Source organism: Microbacterium sp. S1037, from assembly GCF_048381605.1.
GTDB classification, from domain to species: domain Bacteria; phylum Actinomycetota; class Actinomycetes; order Actinomycetales; family Microbacteriaceae; genus Microbacterium; species Microbacterium testaceum_B.
Genome location: NZ_JBLWIG010000001.1, coordinates 1,686,262 through 1,703,639, shown reverse-complemented (window position 1 = coordinate 1,703,639; position 17,378 = coordinate 1,686,262). Strand labels below are relative to the sequence as shown.

Genomic DNA, 17,378 nt, shown 5'->3' with positions numbered 1-17,378 from the left:
GCGGACCCTCAGGACGCGAGGCCCGTGCCGCACGAGGAGCAGAAGCGCGCGCCCGACGGGTTCTCAGAACCGCAACCGGTGCAGGTCGCGACCACCACGAGTGGCGATCCGCACTCCCCGCAGAACTTGCCGCCGTGCGACTGCGCGCCGCACGCACCGCAGCGCGGGCGGGCCTGCGACTTCAGATCGACTCCGCCCACGAGGTCGACCGTCTCGAGCCGTTCCTGCACCTGTCGGCGTCGCGCCTCGGCCTGCAGCTGCGCGAGCTCCTCGACCGCGATCGGCGAACAGCGCACGCACTGCCCGACGCCGTCGTTCCAGCAGACGTCGTCGCAGACCCAGTCGCTGCACGCGCGACACTGGTGGAACTTCGGTGCGATCTCGGCCGTCGCAGCTCGCAGCGCCTGATCCTTCGCCGGCGAGTTCGTGCCGCGATCGAGGAGCCGATCCGCCATCGAGGTGAACTGCGACACCTGCCCGCCGAACAGGTTGCCGATGCCGCGGGCGAGCCGTTGACCGGCGGCACGCGGATCGGACCGGAAGGCCGACCGGTAGCCGTTGCCGCAGCGTTCGCAGCGGAACTCGAACTGATAGCCGTCGGGGTTCGAGAGGTCGCTGAAGTTGTCGGTGAACGGGACGAGATCGCTCATGTCACTCCTGATCGGGGGGCGGGGGCGCCGAGAGCGCCGGGTGGGGGGAAGATCCGGGCCGCGCGCCGAACACGAGGTCGACGAGCGGTGCGAAATCGTGGTCGCGGGAGTACCGCGGGGCCTCCATGAGGAGGAGGTTGTTGATGAGCATCCCGCGCCCCATGAAGGCCCACAGCTCGAGATCGGACGCTCCCGCGTCTCGCAGGGTGCGGTACACGTCGTCGAACTGGCGGCGCGACTCGGCCCCGATGGCCGGTTCCGCGGTCGCCGCGGAGAAGGCGTGCGCCCACACGAGCAGCGCCGACGGGTTCGACAGGACGAGCTCTCGATAGGCCGCGCCGAGACGCTCGCCGTGGAAGCCGCCGCTCATCGCCGCGCGGAAGACCTCGACGATCTCGGCCGCGGCGAACGCATGAGTGCGGACGAAGAGTTCGAGCTTCGACCCGAACGTGCGGATCACGTACGGCTGCGAGACCCCCATCTCCGCCGCCACCTGCCCCGTGGACGTCCCGAAGTATCCGCGCGCGGCGAAGGCCCGCACGGAGGCGGCGAGCAGCTCGGCGTCGCGCGCGGGACGGCGTCGGGGGGTCGGCATCCGCGGTCCTTCCGGGAGGCGGTGTTATCGCTCGATAATAGCCTCGTCAGCTAGCGACCGGAAGCCATCCCGAGGCGGTGAGCGCGAGAGCGACGGCCCCCATCACGGTCGACCTCTCGGCGAGCTCGCCGCGTACGATCTCGGGCGCAGACGGCGTGTCGGGGATAAGCCCCCGCCGCAGCGCGCGGGCGAACGGCTCGAGCACGACATCGCCCGCTTCGGCCATCGCGCCGACGACGATCACCCGCTGCGGGGCGAACAACAGGCACGCCCGGGAGGCGGCGTCGCCGACGAGCTCCGCCGCGTCGGAGACGATCCGCGACGCGCGCGCATCACCGGCGGCCGTGCACGCGAGGAGCGAACGCACGTCGGGCGTCGCGGCCCCGCCGGCGACCGCCTCCAGGAGGGCGGGGATCGCGGCGAAGGTGTCGAGGCATCCGCGTTTCCCGCATCGACACACGGGTCCGTCCGCTGCGACGGCGAAGTGCCCGATCTCACCCGATCCGGCGCTGCCGACCAGTCGATCGCGGACGATCAGTCCTGCTCCGATCCCGCTGTGGAACTTCACCGTGAGCGAGTCCGCGACGTCGCGTCCCGCACCGAAGACGTGCTCACCCAGGGCGGCGAGATTGGCGTCGTTCTCCACGACGGTGTCGACACCGAACGTGTCGGCGAGTCGGCCCGCAGTGACCTCCGACCACCCCGGGAGCACCGAAGAGCCGATGACACGTCGTCGCACCGCGTCGATGGGGCCGGGCAGGGCGACGCCCACCGTCACCACGGCACCCTGACCCGCGGAAAGCTCCGCCACCGCCGCGCGGTAGAGCTCGGCCGCGACCGACAACCCCTCCTCGCTCGAGTACCGCTCGGCGAGCCGACTCTCCCGTGTCGCGAGGGCACGGGCATGCAGGTCGCAGACGACCACACGGACCGTGCGGAAGCCGAAGTCGACACCCGCAACCGAGGCAAGGGCGGGATCCACACTGAGCCCCCGCCCCCGTGGCCCCGTTCGCGACACCGACTCGCCGGCATCCTCCGTCTCGTGCAGCACCCCCTCCACGGCCAGGCCCTGCGTCGCCGTCGTGATGGTGGACGCGGCAAGACCCGTGCGGCGGGCCAGCTCCGCACGGCTGATCGGACCGTGGTCGCGCACGGCGGCGAGCACCCGGTGACGCGTGCTCGCCGCGTCGTCTCCGGCGACGTCGGCGAAGGTTCTCATGCCGGGAACATAACCCGTCATCGTCGCCCCAGCCAATAGAACACTTCGGTCGATGAAGTATTCATGCGCTTCGTGTCCAAGATTTGTCTTGACAGGTTCGGTAAACGAAGTATTTACTGAGCCTCGCCTCGACGATTCACCCGACTCGTCGCGGCATCCCCCGTGTCACCGACGATCGGAAGGGCTGACTCACCATGGTTGTGCCGAGTCTCGAACTGCAGGGCATCACCAAGCGCTTCGGCCACGTGGCGGCGCTCCGTGACGTGCACCTGGCGGCCCACGCCGGCCAGATCCTCGCCGTGGTCGGAGACAACGGCGCGGGCAAGTCCAGCTTGATCCGCACCATCAGCGGGGTCTACCGACCCGACGAGGGCAGTGTCCGCGTCGACGGTGTCGAGCAGGTATTCACCAATCCGGCCGCCGCCCGCGCGGCCGGCATCGCCACCGTGTTCCAGGACCTCGCTCTCGTCGAGGTGCTCGACGTCGCCACGAACATGTTCATCGGCCAGTACCCGCGCCGCGGCCCCTTCGTCCGGCGTCGAGCGATGGAGCGCGAGACACGCGCCTTCCTGGACGAGCTCGGCGTCTCGGTCGCGTCGGTGCGAACCGAGATCGGCATGCTCTCGGGCGGGCAGCGGCAGATCGTCGCCATCGCACGGGCGATGCGCACGGGCGGACGGATCGTGCTGCTGGACGAGCCCACCGCGGCGCTCGGGGTGCGCGAGACCGCTCAGGCGGCCGACATGATCCGAACGCTCCGAGAGCGTGGCAACACCGTGATCATCGTCAGCCACGACATGTCGCTCGTCTTCGACCTCGCCGATCGCATCCAGGTCATGCGCCTCGGCCGCGTCGCCGGAGTCCGTGAACGGGCTCGGACCACGCGCGACGAGATCATCGGCCTCATCACCGGAGCGGTCACCGGCGATGAGGGAACCGCCCCGGCGGACACCACAGCCTGACCGGCACCCGCACCACACCCGACGAACGACAGAGAGGTCCTCGCATGTCCCCTACCCCTATTCGGCGTCTCGCCGCCACAGCGCTCGCCAGCGCCACCCTCGTCGCCTCCCTCACCGGGTGCGGCGCGCTCTCGGGCGGCTCGATCGCCGCCTCCTCGTCCGCCTCGGGCGATCTCCGCGAAGTCAAGACGATCACGTACGTCAACCCCGCGCCCTTCTACCCCGCCTTCGATGACGTCGGGCGCTGTTTCGAGGACGCCGCGAAGAAGAACGGCTGGACCCCGGTCGAGGTCGGCACCTCGGGCAGCGCCGTCGACAACCAGGGCGCGATCGACCTCATCTCCCAGGCGATCGCCAACGGCACCGACGCGCTCGTGGTCTTCCCGACGATCCCCGAACTGTTCACCCCCGTCATCAAGCAGGCCCGCGACGCCGGCATCTACGTGGTCGCCCAGAACGCGGGCGACCCGAGTACCGGCCAGCAGACGCAGGTCGGGACGGATGCCACGCAGCTCGGCGCGCTCATCGCCGAGGGGCTGGGCAAGACCGACCCGAACGCGCAGGTCGGCATCCTCTCGGGGTCGGCCAGCACCACCCCGCACGTGCAGGAGATCCAGGGCTTCACCGACTACGCGAAAGAGCACTTCCCGAACATGAAGGTCGTCGCGAGCGACTACACGAACGGTGATCCGACGAAGGCTCCCGAACTGTTCAGCAACATGCTCACTGCGCACCCCGAGATCACGGCGCTGTTCCCCATCGAGGGAACCTCCGTCGCCGCCGCGATCACCGCCGTGAAGGAGCGCGGACTCGCCGGAAAGGTCAACGTCGTCGCCAATGATCTCACCGACGATCACCGCGCCTCGATCGAGGACGGCAGCCTGCTGGGTGTCGGCGAGCAGGGCTGGTGCGAGTCGGGGACGAAGGCCGTCGAAGCGGTCAAGGAGCTCTCCGAGGGCCAGACTCTTCCCGCCTTCATCGCCACCACGAGCACGTTCTACGACAAGAGCAACCTTCCCGCGAAGTGACCGGCGTCGGGACCCGGCCCCGGCCGGGTCCCGACCTCAGAGAGCGAGTCCCCACCCGTGCGTAACGTCGTTCGGCGCCTCGGCGCCGCCCCGCAGCTGGGCCTGATCCTCATCATCGTGCTGCTGATCCTCGTCGCGCAGGCGGCGAACCCCCAGGCTCTTGCCCCGGCCAACATCGTCGAGATCCTCCGGTCGAGCGCTCTGTACTTCATCGGCGCCAGCGCTGCCACGCTCGTCCTCGTCGGGGGCGGCCTCGATCTCTCGATCGGCTCGCTCTTCGCCGTCGGCGGAGTCACCGTGGGCATCTCGATGAACGCGGGCGTGCCCTGGCCGCTCGCGATCGTCGTCGCCCTCGCCGTCTGCGCGGCGCTCGGCCTGGTCAACGCATCCCTCATCACCTGGGTGGGCGTCCCTCCGTTCATCGCCACCCTGGGCATGCTCTTCGCCGCGAGCGGTGTGGTCGTCGTGGCCACCGGCGGCATCCCCCGCTTCGGTTTCCCCAGCGGCTTCACCGACCTTGCGCAGCTCAACCTGTTCGGCATCCCCCTCCTGGTCTTCTACGCGATTGCGGTGGGCATCGCCGCGCACGTGGTCCTGCAGCACACGGTGTTCGGCTACAACATCCGGGCGTTCGGTGGCAACGCGACCGCCGCACGGGCGAACGGCATCCGTGCCTCGCGAATGAACATCTCGCTGTACGTCATCAGCGCGGTCGTCGCGGGTCTCTGCGGCGTCCTGCTCGCCTCCCGCGTGGCCACCGCAGACCCGGGCGCGGGCGGCACGGGCTTCGCGTTCCAGGTGCTGGCCGCCGTGATCATCGGTGGCACGAGCCTCTTCGGCGGCGTCGGCACCATCGCCGGGACGGCGCTCGGGGCGCTGCTGTTCGCCGTCATCAACAACACCCTGGCCCTGACGAACACCAACCCGCAGTGGCAGAACGTCGCGACCGGAGTGATCCTCGTGACCGCCGTCGCGGTCGACCACCTGCGTCGCAAGCGGCGGTTCGCGGTGCGCTCCACCTGACCCCGCATCACCGCCCCGTTCCCGCCGCTCCGTCCCCCCTCGTCCTGGAAGGACCGCCCCATGACCGAGATGTCCGACCCGCATCGCGTGACTGCTCGTTTCGTTCACCCCGCCGGGCAGGCGTTCGTCCAGCGCGCGGGCGTCGGGACCACCAATGCTGCACCCTTCGCCGCTCTGCTCGCCGGAGTCGACGAGACGACCCTCGCCGGGTATCACGCCGCCTTCGCCGCGGACGTCCGGGCCTCCGCCGCCCTCGTCGACGCCGATCTCGCCGACCGCCTCCCTTTCGCGGCGGGGGATCGGATCCTCGCGCTCGGGGACTCCATCACCGACGACTCGCTGTCGTGGGCGTACCACCTGCAGGCCTACCTCGATCTCCATCGTCCGGCCGACGGCATCCGCGTCGTCAACGCGGGCATCACCGGCAACACCACGCAGGAGGCCGTGGCGCGCATCGACCTGATCGCCGCGGCGCGGCCGACCTGGGTCATCCAGATGCTCGGAACGAACGACGCCCGCCGACACGGCAGCATCCGCGCTCGTATGCAGTCGATCGAGGAGACCCGCCGCAACCTGGGACTGCTCGCCGATCTGATCGCCGCCGAGACCGAGGCCGCGCACGTGTGCCTCACCCCTCCTCCGGTCGTCGAGGCCGATGCCGACGTGTGGGAACCCTTCCAGCAGGAGAGCATCACCTGGCGGGAGGCCGATGTCGCGGAGATCGCGGACGCCGTCCGAGCGCACGACGGCATAGTGGTTGACGTGCACACGCAGCTTCAGGGCGCGCCGGCCGGGTGGCTTCTCCCCGACGGCGTTCACCCCACCCTCGTGGGCCAACGCCTGATCCTCGAGAGCGTCCTGCGGGAGCTGGCCGGAGCCTGACATCGCGCACCGACGGGCATCGGTGTCGCGCGCGCAGACAAACGCGCGCGCGATCCGTCCCGCAGGGTGGTCGGTATGCACGAGCACGCTCCCTCCGCTCCCCCGCAGCCCGGCGGCAATCCCGACGCCCGAACGGCGATCGGCGCCGGCCCCGCCTTCCACCCGCTGGATCCGCTGACCGCGGAGGAGATCGAGCGCACGCGCGACGTCCTCGTCGCGGCCGGTCTGCTCGGCGAGACCGTGCGGGTGCCGATGCTGCTGCCGGCGGAGCCCGACAAGAAGGCGGTGGCGTCGTGGCATCCGGGAGACCCGATCGACCGACGCGCCGATGTCACCCTGCTCGACACCGCCACCGGAGAGGTGACGGAGGCCGTCGTGTCGATCACGGCAGGTGCGGTGGTCCACAGCCGCCGGTACGCCGCCGACTCCGCCCCCTACGGTCAACCGCAGTATCTCTTCGAGGAGTACGAGCGCGCCGCCGAACTGGTCAAGGCATCTCCCGAGTGGCGCGCCGCGATGGGCCGCCGCGGCTTGGCCGATCGGATCGACCTCGCGTTCTGCACCCCCCTGGCCCCCGGCTTCGTCGGACGCGAGAACGAGGTCGGGCGTCGCGTCATCCGATCCCTCACGTTCCTTCGCGACAGCGAGGACGACATCGCCTGGGCACACCCCGTCGAGGGGCTCATCGTGCACATCGACCTCACCGCGAACCGTGTGATCGGCATCGAGGACGAGGGCGACACCCCCGTGCCGGCCGGCAGCGGCAGGTACGACCCCGAGACCACCGGCCCCGCGCGGACGACGCTGAAGCCGATCGAGATCACGCAGCCCGAGGGCCCGAGCTTCCACGTCGACGGGTCGCACGTGCAGTGGGAGAACTGGACGCTGCGCGTCGACTTCAACGCCCGCGAGGGACTCGTGCTGCACGACGTGCGCTTCGACGATCGCCCGGTGCTGTCGCGCGCGAGCGTGCCCGAGATGGTCGTGCCGTACGGCGACACCAGCAACACGCGGTTCTGGATCAGCTACTTCGACGCGGGCGAGTACCTGCTCGGCAAGAACGCGAACCACCTCGAACTCGGATGCGATTGCCTCGGCGTCATCCACTACTTCGACGGGCACGTCGCCGACGACCGCGGCCACGCGATGCGCATTCCGAACGCGGTATGCATGCATGAGGAGGACTACGGCGTGCTGTGGAAGCACACCGAGCCGGGCCCGGTCGGCTCGCACGTACGGCGTTCGCGCCGCCTGGTCGTGTCGTACTTCGCGACGATCGGCAACTACGACTACGGCTTCTTCTGGTACTTCTACCTCGACGGCTCGATCCAGGTCGAGGCCAAGGCCACCGGGATCGTGTTCGTCGGCGGCGGTGAGCCCGGCTTGACCAACCGGCACGCGCCCGAGATCGCCCCCGGGGTCTTCGCTCCCGTGCACCAGCACCTGTTCTCGGCGCGCCTCGACATGGCGATCGACGGCGACGAGAACCGCCTGTTCGAGGTGGACGCCGTGCGCATCCCGATGGGCGACGACAACCCGTTCGGCAACGCCTTCACGTGGTCGCACACCCCGCTGCGCACCGAGCAGGAGGCGCAGCGCGAGGCCGACACCTCGGTGGCGCGCGTGTGGGAGGTGCAGTCGACGAACCGTACGAACTATGTCGGCAAGCCGACCGCGTACCACCTGATTCCCCAGCCCACGGCTCTGCTGATGGCCGACCCGGCCTCGACCGTGGCTGCGCGCGCCGCTTTCGCGACGAAGCACCTGTGGGGAACCGCGTACGACCCCGAGGAGCGGTGGCCCGCCGGCCGCTACCCCAACGCGCACGCCGGGGGCGCGGGGCTGCCCGCATACACGGCCGACGACCGCTCGATCGACGGTGCCGACCTCGTGCTCTGGCACACCTTCGGCCTCACGCACGTGCCGCGGCCCGAGGACTGGCCCATCATGCCGGTCGACTACGCCGGGTTCTGGCTCAAGCCCTACGGATTCCTCGACCGCAATCCCGCGCTCGACCTGCCCGAGTCGTCGCAGGCGCACGCGCAGGGCAGCGACGGGTGCTGCGGTGACGGAGCGACCTGCCGCTGCGCGCACTGAGCGGCGGCCGGCCGTCGTGGCGCCTCTGCCGGCCCGACGATGACGGATGCCGCGAAGGATGCGCGGTAGCGCTGACCGACCGATCCCGGCCCGCCGGATAGGGTGAGCCGGTCTGGGCGCTCCCCCGCGGCATCCGGACACGAAGGAGGACGTCCATGCCCCGACTGGTCGATCACGAAGCCCGCCGACACGAGATCGTGCTGGCGACCTGGCGCCTGATCGCCCAGCGCGGCATCGAGGCGACGACCATGCGGGAGCTCGCGCGCGAGCTGGGCCTGGCCAACGGCAGCGTCACGCACTACTTCCCGGACAAGAGCGCGATCCTCACCGCCGCCTTCGCGCACGTCTTCGCCGCGACGAACGCGCGCGCCGCCGCGCACCGTACCGCGTCCGGCGCGACGGGGCTCGCCGCACTCCGGGCCTTCCTGCTCGAGGCTGCGCCGATCGACGAGGAACGCGCGCTGGAGGCGCGCATCGTGATCGCGTTCCTCGAATACGCAGCGGCCGACCCCGCACTGGCCGGGCTGTTCCGCGATCTGATGGGCGAATGGCAGCGGGCGTTCGGCGAGATGGTCGCCGAGGCACAGGCGCAGGGCGAGGTGCGTGACGGCCTCGACGTGCAGGCCGTGAGCGACGCGATCCTGCACGCGGTCAACGGGATGCAGGCCAACGGCATCCTGCTCCCCGAGACCGCGCGCGAGCAGCGCATGCGTGCCACCGTCGACGCGCTCGTCGACATGTTGCGCTGAGAGGCACTCGCGGCCGCCGATACAGAGAGGTAATATTCGGGAAACTTTGGCTCTACAAGCGTCGGATAAAAATGATGCGGGAGCCGAATGTCGAGGGAAACGAGGAGGTCTCCCATGTCGATCGTCATGACCCGACCCGGATCGGGTGTCACCGCCATCCATGCCGCCGACCTGACCGCGTTCCGCGCGGCGGTCGACGACAGCTTCGTCCCGCTGCACGTCACCGCGGCCGACCCCGATCGATTCCGCGGCTCCATTCGCGCGGCCTCGGCCGATGGCATCCACGTCAGTACCGTTGCCGCCTCGCCGCACGTGGTGGAACGCACACCCGATCTGATCGCGCGCGCCGACGGCCCCGCGATGAAGATGAGCCTCATGCTCGCCGGCACCGGTCTGCTGATCCAGGACGGTCGCGAAGCACTCCTGCGACCCGGAGACTTCGCGGTCTACGACACCTCGCGGCCCTACACGCTGTGCTTCAGCGGCGAGTTCCGCACGATCGTGACGATGTTCGCGCCGAGCGCCCTCCCCCTGCCGTCGTCCGCCCTCGCTCAGCTGACGGCCGTGCGCGTCCCCGGCGATGGAGGACTCGGGGGCGTCGTCGCCCCTTTCCTCGCGCAGCTCGGGACCCACCTCGATCAGGTGGCGAGCCCGTCCGGATCGCGACTCGTGCACACGGCCCTCGACCTGCTGACGACCGTGTACGCGCACGAGCTCGGCAGCGATGTCGCCGCGACCGATCCGCACGCCGCTCTGCGCCGCCGCGTGGAGGAGCACATCGACACGCACCTCGCCTCCCCCGACCTGGGACCGGGAACGATCGCCGCCGCGCACTACATCTCGACGCGGCACCTCCACACGCTCTTCCAGGGGCAGGGCACCACGGTCGCCGCACTCATCCGCTCACGCCGCCTCGAGCGCTGCCGCCGCGACCTGACGGATCCGCTGCTCGCCGATCAGTCGGTGTCGGCGATCGGCGCGCGATGGGGATTCCCGGATGCCGCGCACTTCAGCCGCACGTTCAAGTCGGCGTTCGGCTTCTCGCCGAGCGAGTGCCGCGCGGGGCGGTGACGCGGGCCCGCGCCCTCCCCATGTCCCACTTCTGACGGAGCTTGTCCCAGAAGTGGTGAGGTGAGGGGCCTTCCACCGACCAGAAATGGGACACCGGGCGACCGGCGGACGGCGCCGCCGGCCGCGCGGTCACATCCCCGCGTGGTCGAAAGCGATCGTCGGAACGTCGACGATATGCGCCCCACCATCGGCGACGATCGTCGCGCCCGTGATGTACGACGACTCACCCGACACGAGGAAGCGCACGACCGCGGCGATCTCGTCCGGCTCGGCGGGGCGGGCGAGGGGCACGTCTCGCGTCACCGTCGCGTAAGCCTGCTCGCGGTCGATCAGCCCCGCCGCCGCGGCGAAGGCGTCCATCTCCTCGTCGGCCATGGGCGTCGCCACCCAGCCCGGGCAGACGGCGTTGATCCGCACGCCGTTCCGCCCGTAATCACGGGCGAGGGAGCGGGTCAGCCCGATCAGTGCGTGCTTGCCCACGGTGTAGCCCGCGACCGAGGGACCGGCCGCCAGCCCCGCGATCGACGACATCACGACCACCCGGCCGCGCCCCGCGATGAGAGCGGGTAGAGCCGCGCGGACGACGACGAACGCCGTCGTGACGTTGGCGCGCAGGGCCGCCTCCCACGCGTCGTCGTCGGTGTCGGCGACGGTGGCGAAGCCGTGCCCGCCGGCGTTGGCGACGACGATGTCGAGCCGCCCGCGCTCCTCGAGGATGCGCGCGATCACCGCTGCGGCGTCCGCGGAGCGAGCAGCGTCCGCGGCGATCGCGGTACCGCCGATCTCGGCCGCGACGCGCTCGAGGGGTTCGAGGCGTCGGCCCGTCACGAACACGTGCGCCCCCTCGCGGGCGAGTCGACGGGCGACCGCCTCGCCGATCCCCGTCCCACCGCCCGTGATCAGGGCCACCTGTCCGTGGAGTTCGTCGTTCATCGTTCCTCCTTCTCCGTTCACGCTTGTCCGCTCACGCCGGGAAACCCGATCGCGCGCTCACACCGAAATCCGACACCCAGGTCGCCGCGGACACCGGTCGCAGACGAGGGGATGCCAAGAGCACGATCTGGTCCGCCACCTCGGCCGGCGTCTGCACCGGGTACTCCGCGGCGGCGAAGCCGTTCGGCATCCCGAGATCTCCGCGACTCATCGGGGTGTCGACGATCGACGGGCACACGGTGTTGACGCGGATCCCCTCCGGGGCGAGCTCGACGGCAGCGGCTCGGGCGAGCTGCAGCAGCGCGGCCTTCGACGCGGCGTAGGGCACCATCCCGGCGGTCGCGACGAGCGCCGAATCGCTCGCCACGACGACGACCGCGGGCGCGTCCGACCGACGCAGCCACGGGAGCGCGGAGCGGAGGGTGAGGAACGCACCGGTGACGTTGACCGCGAAGACGCGTTCCCAGTCGGTGAGGGCTGTGCGATCGAGCGGGGTGCCGACGGGGCCGGAGATACCGGCGGCGAGGACCACCACATCGATTCCGCCGAGATCGCGCGCGCACGCCTCGACCGCGGCGGCCGCCGCCTCGGCATCCGTGAGGTCGGCGACGGCCGTCGGCGGAACCAGCTCACGCACCCGCGGGTCGACGTCGATCGCGCCCACGCGCGCGCCCTCGGCGGCGAGCGCCTCGACGGCGGCACGCCCGATTCCGCCGGCGGCACCGGTGACGAGGGCGCGGCGGGAGGTCAGCTGAAGGTCCATGCCGCCCATCCTGTGCGGGTCCCGAGGCCTCGGCATCCGTCCCTGCACGGACGCAACAGGCCCCCTCACCGGCGGTCAAGTCCGCGGCGTCCGGGCGGAGCAAGATCGCTGCAGCGGGCATCGACGCCCGCTCGGAAACCGAACCGAAGGACTCGCCATGACCGACCCGACTTCCGCCGGCTCCTCCACCGCGTTGCAGCGCGGCGCGCTCGGTGTCGCCGGCATCGTCTTCCTCGTTCTCGCCGCCGTCGCGCCGCTGACCGGCATCGTCGTCGTCGCGTCGCTCGCGATCGCGCTCGGCAACGGCGGTGGGACCCCGGCATCGTTCCTCATCATCGCGGCGATCCTGCTGCTGTTCGCCGTCGGCTACGCGCAGATGTCGAAGCAGCTGGTGAATGCGGGCGGGTTCTACGCCTTCGTCGTCAAGGGCCTCGGGCGCACCGGCGGCCTCATCGCGGGCCTGATCGCCACGCTCGGCTACAACTTCTTCGTCGTCGGCACCATCGGGACGAGCGGCTTCTTCATGCAGTCGATCATCGCGGGGCTGACGGGCTTCGACCTGCACTGGTACGTGTGGGGCCTGCTCTCGATCATCGTGTGCTTCGTCATGGCACGGACGGGCGTCGACTTCTCGTCGAAGGTGCTCGGTGTCGCCCTCGTACTCGAGGTGCTGATGCTCGTGGTGTTCGACGTGTCGGTGCTCGTGCAGACGGGCTTCGACCTCGGCGCCTTCTCACCCGAGGCCGTCTTCTCGGGCTCGCTCCCGATCGGGCTGCTGCTCGCGGCGACGGGCTTCCTCGGGTTCGAGGCGACCGCGCTGTTCGGTGAAGAGGCGCGCACTCCGCTCAAGACCATCCCGCGCGCGACCTACACCGCGATCATCGCCATCGGCGTGATCCTCGGTGTCACCACCTGGGCCGTCGTCAGTGCCACCGGCGTCGCTCAGGCCCAGGGCACCGCCCAGGAGCACCTCGCGACCGGCGACCTCATCTTCAGCCTCGCGGCGACCTACCTGGGCCCGCAGCTGACGGTCGTCATGGAGATCCTGCTGCTGGTGAGCCTGTTCGCCGCGATGCTCGCCTTCCACAACTCCGCGACCCGGTACCTCTACGCCCTCGGCCGCGCTCGTGTGCTGCCCTTCGCCCTCGCCCGCACACGCCCGTCGGGCGCCCCGCAGCTCGCGGGCATCGTCCAGGCCGGTTTCGCCGCGATCGTCGCGGGGATCTTCGCACTGGCCGGTCTCGACCCGATCCTCAACCTCGTGCCCGCGATGCTCGGCTTCGGGACGCTCGCCGTGATCGTGCTGCAGGCGCTCGCGGCCCTGTCGATCGTGGTGTTCTTCCGCCGCCGCGGCGACCGCCGCTGGTGGAGCACGCTGATCGCGCCCGGCATCGGCTTCGTCGCCCTGTCGGTGATCGTGGTCCTGGCCGTCGCCAACTTCGACATCGTCGCAGGCTCGAGCGAACCCGCGATCCGCCTGATGCCGTTGCTGCTCGTGCTCGCGGCGATCGGGGGCATCGGGTACGCCGCGTTCCTGCGTCGTCGCAAGCCTGCCGTCTACGCCGGACTCTCCGACGACCTCGAGTCCTTCAACGTGGCCTCGGCCGAGAAGGGCAAGGACCCCGTTCCCGGACTCTGACCGCGGATGCCACCTCCGTGCCCACCCGACGCCCGCGTGGCGTGGGGCCGTGGCATCCGTCCCGCTCCTCCCCTCCCTCCACAGAAAGAGATCGCATGACGACCGACACCCTGAACCTGTCCGACACGCGCACCTGGTTGCCGCTCGACGGGCTCGCGCCCGGCTTCGACGCCGCCAAGGCCGACCTGACCGATGCCCTCGCCGGGCGCACCTTCACCACCGTCGACGACGAGGGCGCACGAACGGCGTACCGCTTCGACGCGGATGCCGTGGAGTGGACCGCCGGCCCCGAGACCGGACGTGACGCCGTCGAGGTCATCGAGGTGGACGAGGACCTCTACTACGCGCAGTACACCCCCGCCGCGCGCCCCGACGAGGCCGTGACGCTGATCCTCGACCTGCGCAGCGGGCACGCGCTCACCGTGGTCAGCACCCTCGGCACCGCCGCCCCCGGGCGTACCGCGGTGCAGATGAGCTTCTCACCCGCGCGCATCGAGGAGCTCGACCAGCACGGTGAGGCCCCGGCGCCGACCGACGAGCTGATCGGCCGCCGTGTGCTGTGGGTGTACTCGACCGTGCACGCGTACGAGCACGTGTACCTCTCACCGCACTGGTACTCGTGGCACTGCCTCGCCGGCCCCGAGCAGGGCCTCGCCGACACCGATGAGAACACGGTGTGGCGTGTGCGCCCCGGCATCTACGTGTTCACGTGGCGCGAGAAGGTCATCCCGTGCGGTTCGGTCACGATCGCGGACCACCGCGACCAGAAGGCCCTGCGCGCCCACGGGGTGCTGTTCGGCACCGACGAGTCGGGCTCGGGTGCCACGCACTTCACCTTCGGCGCGCACGGACGCCTGCTCTCGAACACCGTGCATCCGGTCGAGTACGACCCCGCGCGTCCGCTGGAGCGCTGAGACGGCGTCGAGTGAGAGCCGCGTCCCCGAGAGGGGCGCGGCTCTTTCGTGTGCGCGGGTGGCTCGGGACGAGCCCCGGGGCCGCCCGTGACGAGCAGAGGGCCAGGGACGAACGGAGGACACCCGTGCCGCTTTGATCCTCCCTCCACCCCTCACCCTCCGCCCACCACAGGACCGGATCGGAGCACGCGAAAGCCGCGCCCCCGAGGGAGCGCGGCTTTGCGAGGAACGAGGTTCAGGCGGCCAGCGCCACCAACCTCTGCGCCCGCGCCGTCGCCAACCGCATCCGCAGCACGTGCGTCAGAGCGCTGAGACCGATGGCCGCCACCAGCGCGAGGCCGCTGGCCACCGCCTGCCAGAACGTCGTGACGCCCAGCAGCACGAGCGAGTTGTTCAGCGCGCCGTAGAACAGCACGCCTACGACGACGCCGAAGATCGTCCCCTCGCCGCCGGTGAGCGCGACGCCGCCGAGCAGGACCGCCGTCAGCACGACGAGCTCGAAACCGGCACCGAGCTGTCCCGCCGGGGCACTGTTGAGCCGGGCCGCGACGATGGTCCCGGCGAAGCCCGACATCGCCCCCGACAGCACGAACAGCGCGAACGGCAGTCTCCGCACCGGCACGCCCGACAAGTACGCGGCCTGTCGGTTGACGCCGACGGCGTAGACGTGCCGCCCGGTGGGGGTGAGCGAGAGGAAGATCCCCGCGGCGATCAGCAGCAGCACCGCGATCCACACCGACAGGGGAACGCCCGCGACCGTGCCGACGCCGAGCAGTCCGAACTGGTCGCCGAAGTTGTTGCGCGGCGTCGGGCTGATCAGCTGCGCCACCCCGCGCACCGCGGTGAGGGTGCCGAGCGTGGTGATGAACGAGTTCAGGCCCAACACCGTGATGATCACGGCGTTCACGAGCCCGACCACCGCCCCGGCGAGGATCGCGAGCACGATCGCGACCGCCGGTTGTCCGGCTCCCTTGTCCATGACGAGGGATGCCACGACCCCGCCGAGAGCGAGACTCGAACCCACCGAGAGATCGATGTATCCCGCGATGAGCAGCATCGCGACGGGGATGGCGACGATCGCGATCACGGCGCTGTCCTGCAGGATGCCGCGGATGTTCTGCCATCCGAAGAAGGAATCGGTGGCGATCTGCACGCCGATGACCAGGACGATCAGCACGATGAGCAGCGGGGTGCGCACGACGCCTTCGACGGCGGCGCGGATGAAGCGGTTCTCTGTGACGGGCGGGGGCGTCACGGACGAGTCAGTCACGGGCGGGTTCCTTCGGTGAGTTCGGCGGGGGCGGCCGGGGCGGTGTGGACGGCCGAGAGCAGACCGTCGGCCGTGGTCTGAGCGACGTCGACCTCGTCGATGACGGCGCCTCTCGCGAAGATGAGGCAGCGGTGGGCGAGGTCGACGACCTCTTCGGGTTCGTTCGTGGCGACGATCACGCCGATGCCCTTCTCGGCGGCCAGCGTCTTGATCGCGTCGTAGATGTCTTTGCGGGCACCGACGTCGACGCCCTGCGTCGGGTCGTCGAGCAGGATCACCCGGGTGCGGGCCGCGTCGTTGACCCAGCGCCCGAGCAGGATCTTCTGCTGATTGCCGCCGCTGAACCGACCCGCGGGGAGGTCGGCCGCACGCGGGCGCAGAGCGAGGGTGCCGGCCACGCGGTCGAACACCCCGCGCTCCGCCTTGAGCGAGCGCAGGCCCCAGGATCCGAGCCGACGCATCGCGTCGATCACGGTGTTGTCCTGTGCCGGGAGGGCGGCGAACAGTCCCTCACGCGCGCGGTCCGCGGGCACCAGGGCGATCCCCGCGCGCAGCCCCTTGGCGGGCGAACGTGTCTCCCGAGACACGCCGTCGATCGCGAGCGTGCCGCCCGAGCGCGGGATGCGCCCGAAGATCGTGCTGAGAAAGCGGGTGCGTCCGGAACCGACGAGCCCGTAGCACGCGACGATCTCCCCCGGCGCGACCGTGAGGTCGATCGGGCTGAGGCCGGGAGCGGTGAGCCCACGGACCTCGAGCACCGGAGTCTCGTCGCGGCGCGGCGGTGCGGGGCGGTCGTTGGTCGCTCCGTGCCCGTCACTGATCGCCGCGACGAGCGACGCGCGGGTGAGCTGGGCCCCCTCGGCCGACCAGACCGCGCGACCGTTGCGCATGACGGTCGCCGCATCCGCGAGGGCCAGAACCTCCCCCAACAGGTGCGTGACGTAAAGGATCGCGATCCCCCGGCCGGCCAGGTCGCGGACGAGCTCTCCCAACCGCGCGGCCTCCCCTCGCGACAGGGCGGCGGTCGGCTCGTCGAAGACGATCAGCCGCGCGTCGCGACGCACCACCTTCGCGATCTCGACCAGCTGCCGTTGCCCGATCGGGAGCGTCGCGACCTTCACGTCGGGGTCGATACCCGTGGCGCCGACCGCATCGAGCGCCGCGCGAGCGAGACGGCGCTGCTCCCCGCGGCGGATCAGCCCCGCGGCGGTCAGCTCCTGACCGATGAACAGGTTCTCGGCCACCGTCATGTTCTCGAGCAGGCTCAGGTGCTGGTAGATCACCGCCACTCCGGCGGCGATGGAGGTTCTCGGGGTCAGGGAATCGTAGGTGGCGCCCTCGATCTCGATGGTGCCGGCGGTGGGGGCGACACCGCCGCCGAGGCAGGCGATGAGGGTGGACTTCCCGGCGCCGTTGTGGCCGAGCAGCGCGTGGATGCGCCCGCCGGGGATGTCGAGGGTGACGTCGTCGAGCGCGAGGGTCGCCCCGTACCGCTTCGTCAGACCGCGCACGGTGACAGACATGACTGGTTCCGATCTCGTCGAGGGCGAAGGAGGGGGTGGGGCGGGGTCGACCCGCCCCAC

At 70.6% G+C, this 17,378-nt stretch carries 16 protein-coding genes; 9 read left to right on the top strand and 7 right to left on the bottom strand.

The window, feature by feature from the left end; all coding sequences use genetic code 11:
• Window positions 1-8: 8 nt before the first annotated feature.
• The 3 genes from ACMW4R_RS07665 to ACMW4R_RS07655 are packed head-to-tail and all read right to left on the bottom strand — an operon-like array spanning window position 9 to window position 2,464.
• Window positions 9-650, bottom strand: a complete 642-nt coding sequence (locus ACMW4R_RS07665) for a zinc ribbon domain-containing protein (RefSeq protein ID WP_058597789.1) — start codon at window positions 648-650, stop codon at window positions 9-11.
• A gap of 1 nt (window position 651) precedes the next feature.
• On the bottom strand, window positions 652-1,245 hold the full coding sequence (locus ACMW4R_RS07660; RefSeq protein ID WP_418299586.1) for a TetR/AcrR family transcriptional regulator: 594 nt from the start codon (window positions 1,243-1,245) through the stop codon (window positions 652-654).
• A gap of 46 nt (window positions 1,246-1,291) precedes the next feature.
• The gene (locus tag ACMW4R_RS07655; protein WP_418299585.1) at window positions 1,292-2,464 is read right to left on the bottom strand and encodes an ROK family protein; all 1,173 of its coding nucleotides are present in this window, start codon (window positions 2,462-2,464) and stop codon (window positions 1,292-1,294) included.
• Between the two features lie 194 nt (window positions 2,465-2,658).
• Between ACMW4R_RS07655 and ACMW4R_RS07650 the strand changes: the two genes are divergently transcribed.
• From ACMW4R_RS07650 to ACMW4R_RS07620, 7 genes are all read left to right on the top strand, one after another.
• The gene (locus ACMW4R_RS07650) at window positions 2,659-3,426 is read left to right on the top strand and encodes an ATP-binding cassette domain-containing protein (protein ID WP_058630320.1); all 768 of its coding nucleotides are present in this window, start codon (window positions 2,659-2,661) and stop codon (window positions 3,424-3,426) included.
• 44 nt (window positions 3,427-3,470) lie between these two features.
• Entirely contained in the window at window positions 3,471-4,454 is a 984-nt protein-coding gene (locus tag ACMW4R_RS07645) for a sugar ABC transporter substrate-binding protein (protein ID WP_418299584.1), read from the top strand.
• A 57-nt stretch (window positions 4,455-4,511) separates the two neighbouring features.
• Window positions 4,512-5,477, top strand: coding sequence for an ABC transporter permease (locus ACMW4R_RS07640; protein WP_058630322.1), 966 nt, complete (start codon window positions 4,512-4,514; stop codon window positions 5,475-5,477).
• Between the two features lie 60 nt (window positions 5,478-5,537).
• Window positions 5,538-6,359 carry an SGNH/GDSL hydrolase family protein gene (locus tag ACMW4R_RS07635; protein ID WP_418299583.1) on the top strand — a complete coding sequence of 274 codons (822 nt, stop codon included), beginning with the start codon at window positions 5,538-5,540 and terminating at the stop codon, window positions 6,357-6,359.
• A 75-nt stretch (window positions 6,360-6,434) separates the two neighbouring features.
• Window positions 6,435-8,456 carry a primary-amine oxidase gene (locus tag ACMW4R_RS07630; protein WP_418299582.1) on the top strand — a complete coding sequence of 674 codons (2,022 nt, stop codon included), beginning with the start codon at window positions 6,435-6,437 and terminating at the stop codon, window positions 8,454-8,456.
• Between the two features lie 155 nt (window positions 8,457-8,611).
• A complete protein-coding gene (locus tag ACMW4R_RS07625) occupies window positions 8,612-9,205 on the top strand; it encodes a TetR/AcrR family transcriptional regulator (protein WP_418299581.1) in 594 nt (197 codons plus the stop codon).
• 114 nt (window positions 9,206-9,319) lie between these two features.
• On the top strand, window positions 9,320-10,276 hold the full coding sequence (locus tag ACMW4R_RS07620; protein ID WP_058628626.1) for a helix-turn-helix domain-containing protein: 957 nt from the start codon (window positions 9,320-9,322) through the stop codon (window positions 10,274-10,276).
• Between the two features lie 129 nt (window positions 10,277-10,405).
• On the opposite strand, the gene ACMW4R_RS07615 is transcribed toward ACMW4R_RS07620, so the two are convergent.
• Window positions 10,406-11,209 (bottom strand): SDR family NAD(P)-dependent oxidoreductase, encoded by an 804-nt coding sequence (locus tag ACMW4R_RS07615; protein WP_058628625.1) that lies wholly within the window; start codon window positions 11,207-11,209, stop codon window positions 10,406-10,408.
• A 31-nt stretch (window positions 11,210-11,240) separates the two neighbouring features.
• Complete coding sequence (locus ACMW4R_RS07610; protein ID WP_418299580.1) at window positions 11,241-11,972, bottom strand: SDR family NAD(P)-dependent oxidoreductase; 732 nt, start codon at window positions 11,970-11,972, stop codon at window positions 11,241-11,243.
• Between the two features lie 157 nt (window positions 11,973-12,129).
• Here ACMW4R_RS07610 and ACMW4R_RS07605 point away from each other — a divergent pair, with 157 nt between their 5' ends.
• Window positions 12,130-13,611 carry an APC family permease gene (locus ACMW4R_RS07605; RefSeq protein WP_418299579.1) on the top strand — a complete coding sequence of 494 codons (1,482 nt, stop codon included), beginning with the start codon at window positions 12,130-12,132 and terminating at the stop codon, window positions 13,609-13,611.
• A 95-nt stretch (window positions 13,612-13,706) separates the two neighbouring features.
• Window positions 13,707-14,525: a molybdenum cofactor biosynthesis F family protein gene (locus tag ACMW4R_RS07600; RefSeq protein ID WP_418299578.1), complete on the top strand. Its 819-nt coding sequence runs from the start codon at window positions 13,707-13,709 to the stop codon at window positions 14,523-14,525.
• A gap of 235 nt (window positions 14,526-14,760) precedes the next feature.
• Here the strand turns inward: ACMW4R_RS07600 and ACMW4R_RS07595 are convergent, their stop codons facing one another.
• Window positions 14,761-15,795, bottom strand: coding sequence for an ABC transporter permease (locus tag ACMW4R_RS07595; protein ID WP_363337757.1), 1,035 nt, complete (start codon window positions 15,793-15,795; stop codon window positions 14,761-14,763).
• Entirely contained in the window at window positions 15,792-17,318 is a 1,527-nt protein-coding gene (locus ACMW4R_RS07590; protein ID WP_418299577.1) for a sugar ABC transporter ATP-binding protein, read from the bottom strand. Before ACMW4R_RS07590 ends, ACMW4R_RS07595 begins: the two co-directional genes overlap by 4 nt.
• Between the last annotated feature and the right edge of the window lie 60 nt (window positions 17,319-17,378).

What these genes read in the sequence shown, in the direction of transcription:
- ACMW4R_RS07635 (WP_418299583.1), top strand. Translation starts at nt 5,538, where the DNA reads ATGACCGAGATGTCCGACCCGCATCGCGTGACTGCTCGTTTCGTTCAC.
- ACMW4R_RS07590 (WP_418299577.1), bottom strand. Translation starts at nt 17,318, where the DNA reads ATGTCTGTCACCGTGCGCGGTCTGACGAAGCGGTACGGGGCGACCCTC.
- ACMW4R_RS07625 (WP_418299581.1), top strand. Translation starts at nt 8,612, where the DNA reads ATGCCCCGACTGGTCGATCACGAAGCCCGCCGACACGAGATCGTGCTG.
- ACMW4R_RS07610 (WP_418299580.1), bottom strand. Translation starts at nt 11,972, where the DNA reads ATGGACCTTCAGCTGACCTCCCGCCGCGCCCTCGTCACCGGTGCCGCC.
- ACMW4R_RS07645 (WP_418299584.1), top strand. Translation starts at nt 3,471, where the DNA reads ATGTCCCCTACCCCTATTCGGCGTCTCGCCGCCACAGCGCTCGCCAGC.
- ACMW4R_RS07615 (WP_058628625.1), bottom strand. Translation starts at nt 11,209, where the DNA reads ATGAACGACGAACTCCACGGACAGGTGGCCCTGATCACGGGCGGTGGG.
- ACMW4R_RS07605 (WP_418299579.1), top strand. Translation starts at nt 12,130, where the DNA reads ATGACCGACCCGACTTCCGCCGGCTCCTCCACCGCGTTGCAGCGCGGC.
- ACMW4R_RS07600 (WP_418299578.1), top strand. Translation starts at nt 13,707, where the DNA reads ATGACGACCGACACCCTGAACCTGTCCGACACGCGCACCTGGTTGCCG.
- ACMW4R_RS07660 (WP_418299586.1), bottom strand. Translation starts at nt 1,245, where the DNA reads ATGCCGACCCCCCGACGCCGTCCCGCGCGCGACGCCGAGCTGCTCGCC.
- ACMW4R_RS07650 (WP_058630320.1), top strand. Translation starts at nt 2,659, where the DNA reads ATGGTTGTGCCGAGTCTCGAACTGCAGGGCATCACCAAGCGCTTCGGC.
- ACMW4R_RS07620 (WP_058628626.1), top strand. Translation starts at nt 9,320, where the DNA reads ATGTCGATCGTCATGACCCGACCCGGATCGGGTGTCACCGCCATCCAT.
- ACMW4R_RS07630 (WP_418299582.1), top strand. Translation starts at nt 6,435, where the DNA reads ATGCACGAGCACGCTCCCTCCGCTCCCCCGCAGCCCGGCGGCAATCCC.
- ACMW4R_RS07655 (WP_418299585.1), bottom strand. Translation starts at nt 2,464, where the DNA reads ATGAGAACCTTCGCCGACGTCGCCGGAGACGACGCGGCGAGCACGCGT.
- ACMW4R_RS07665 (WP_058597789.1), bottom strand. Translation starts at nt 650, where the DNA reads ATGAGCGATCTCGTCCCGTTCACCGACAACTTCAGCGACCTCTCGAAC.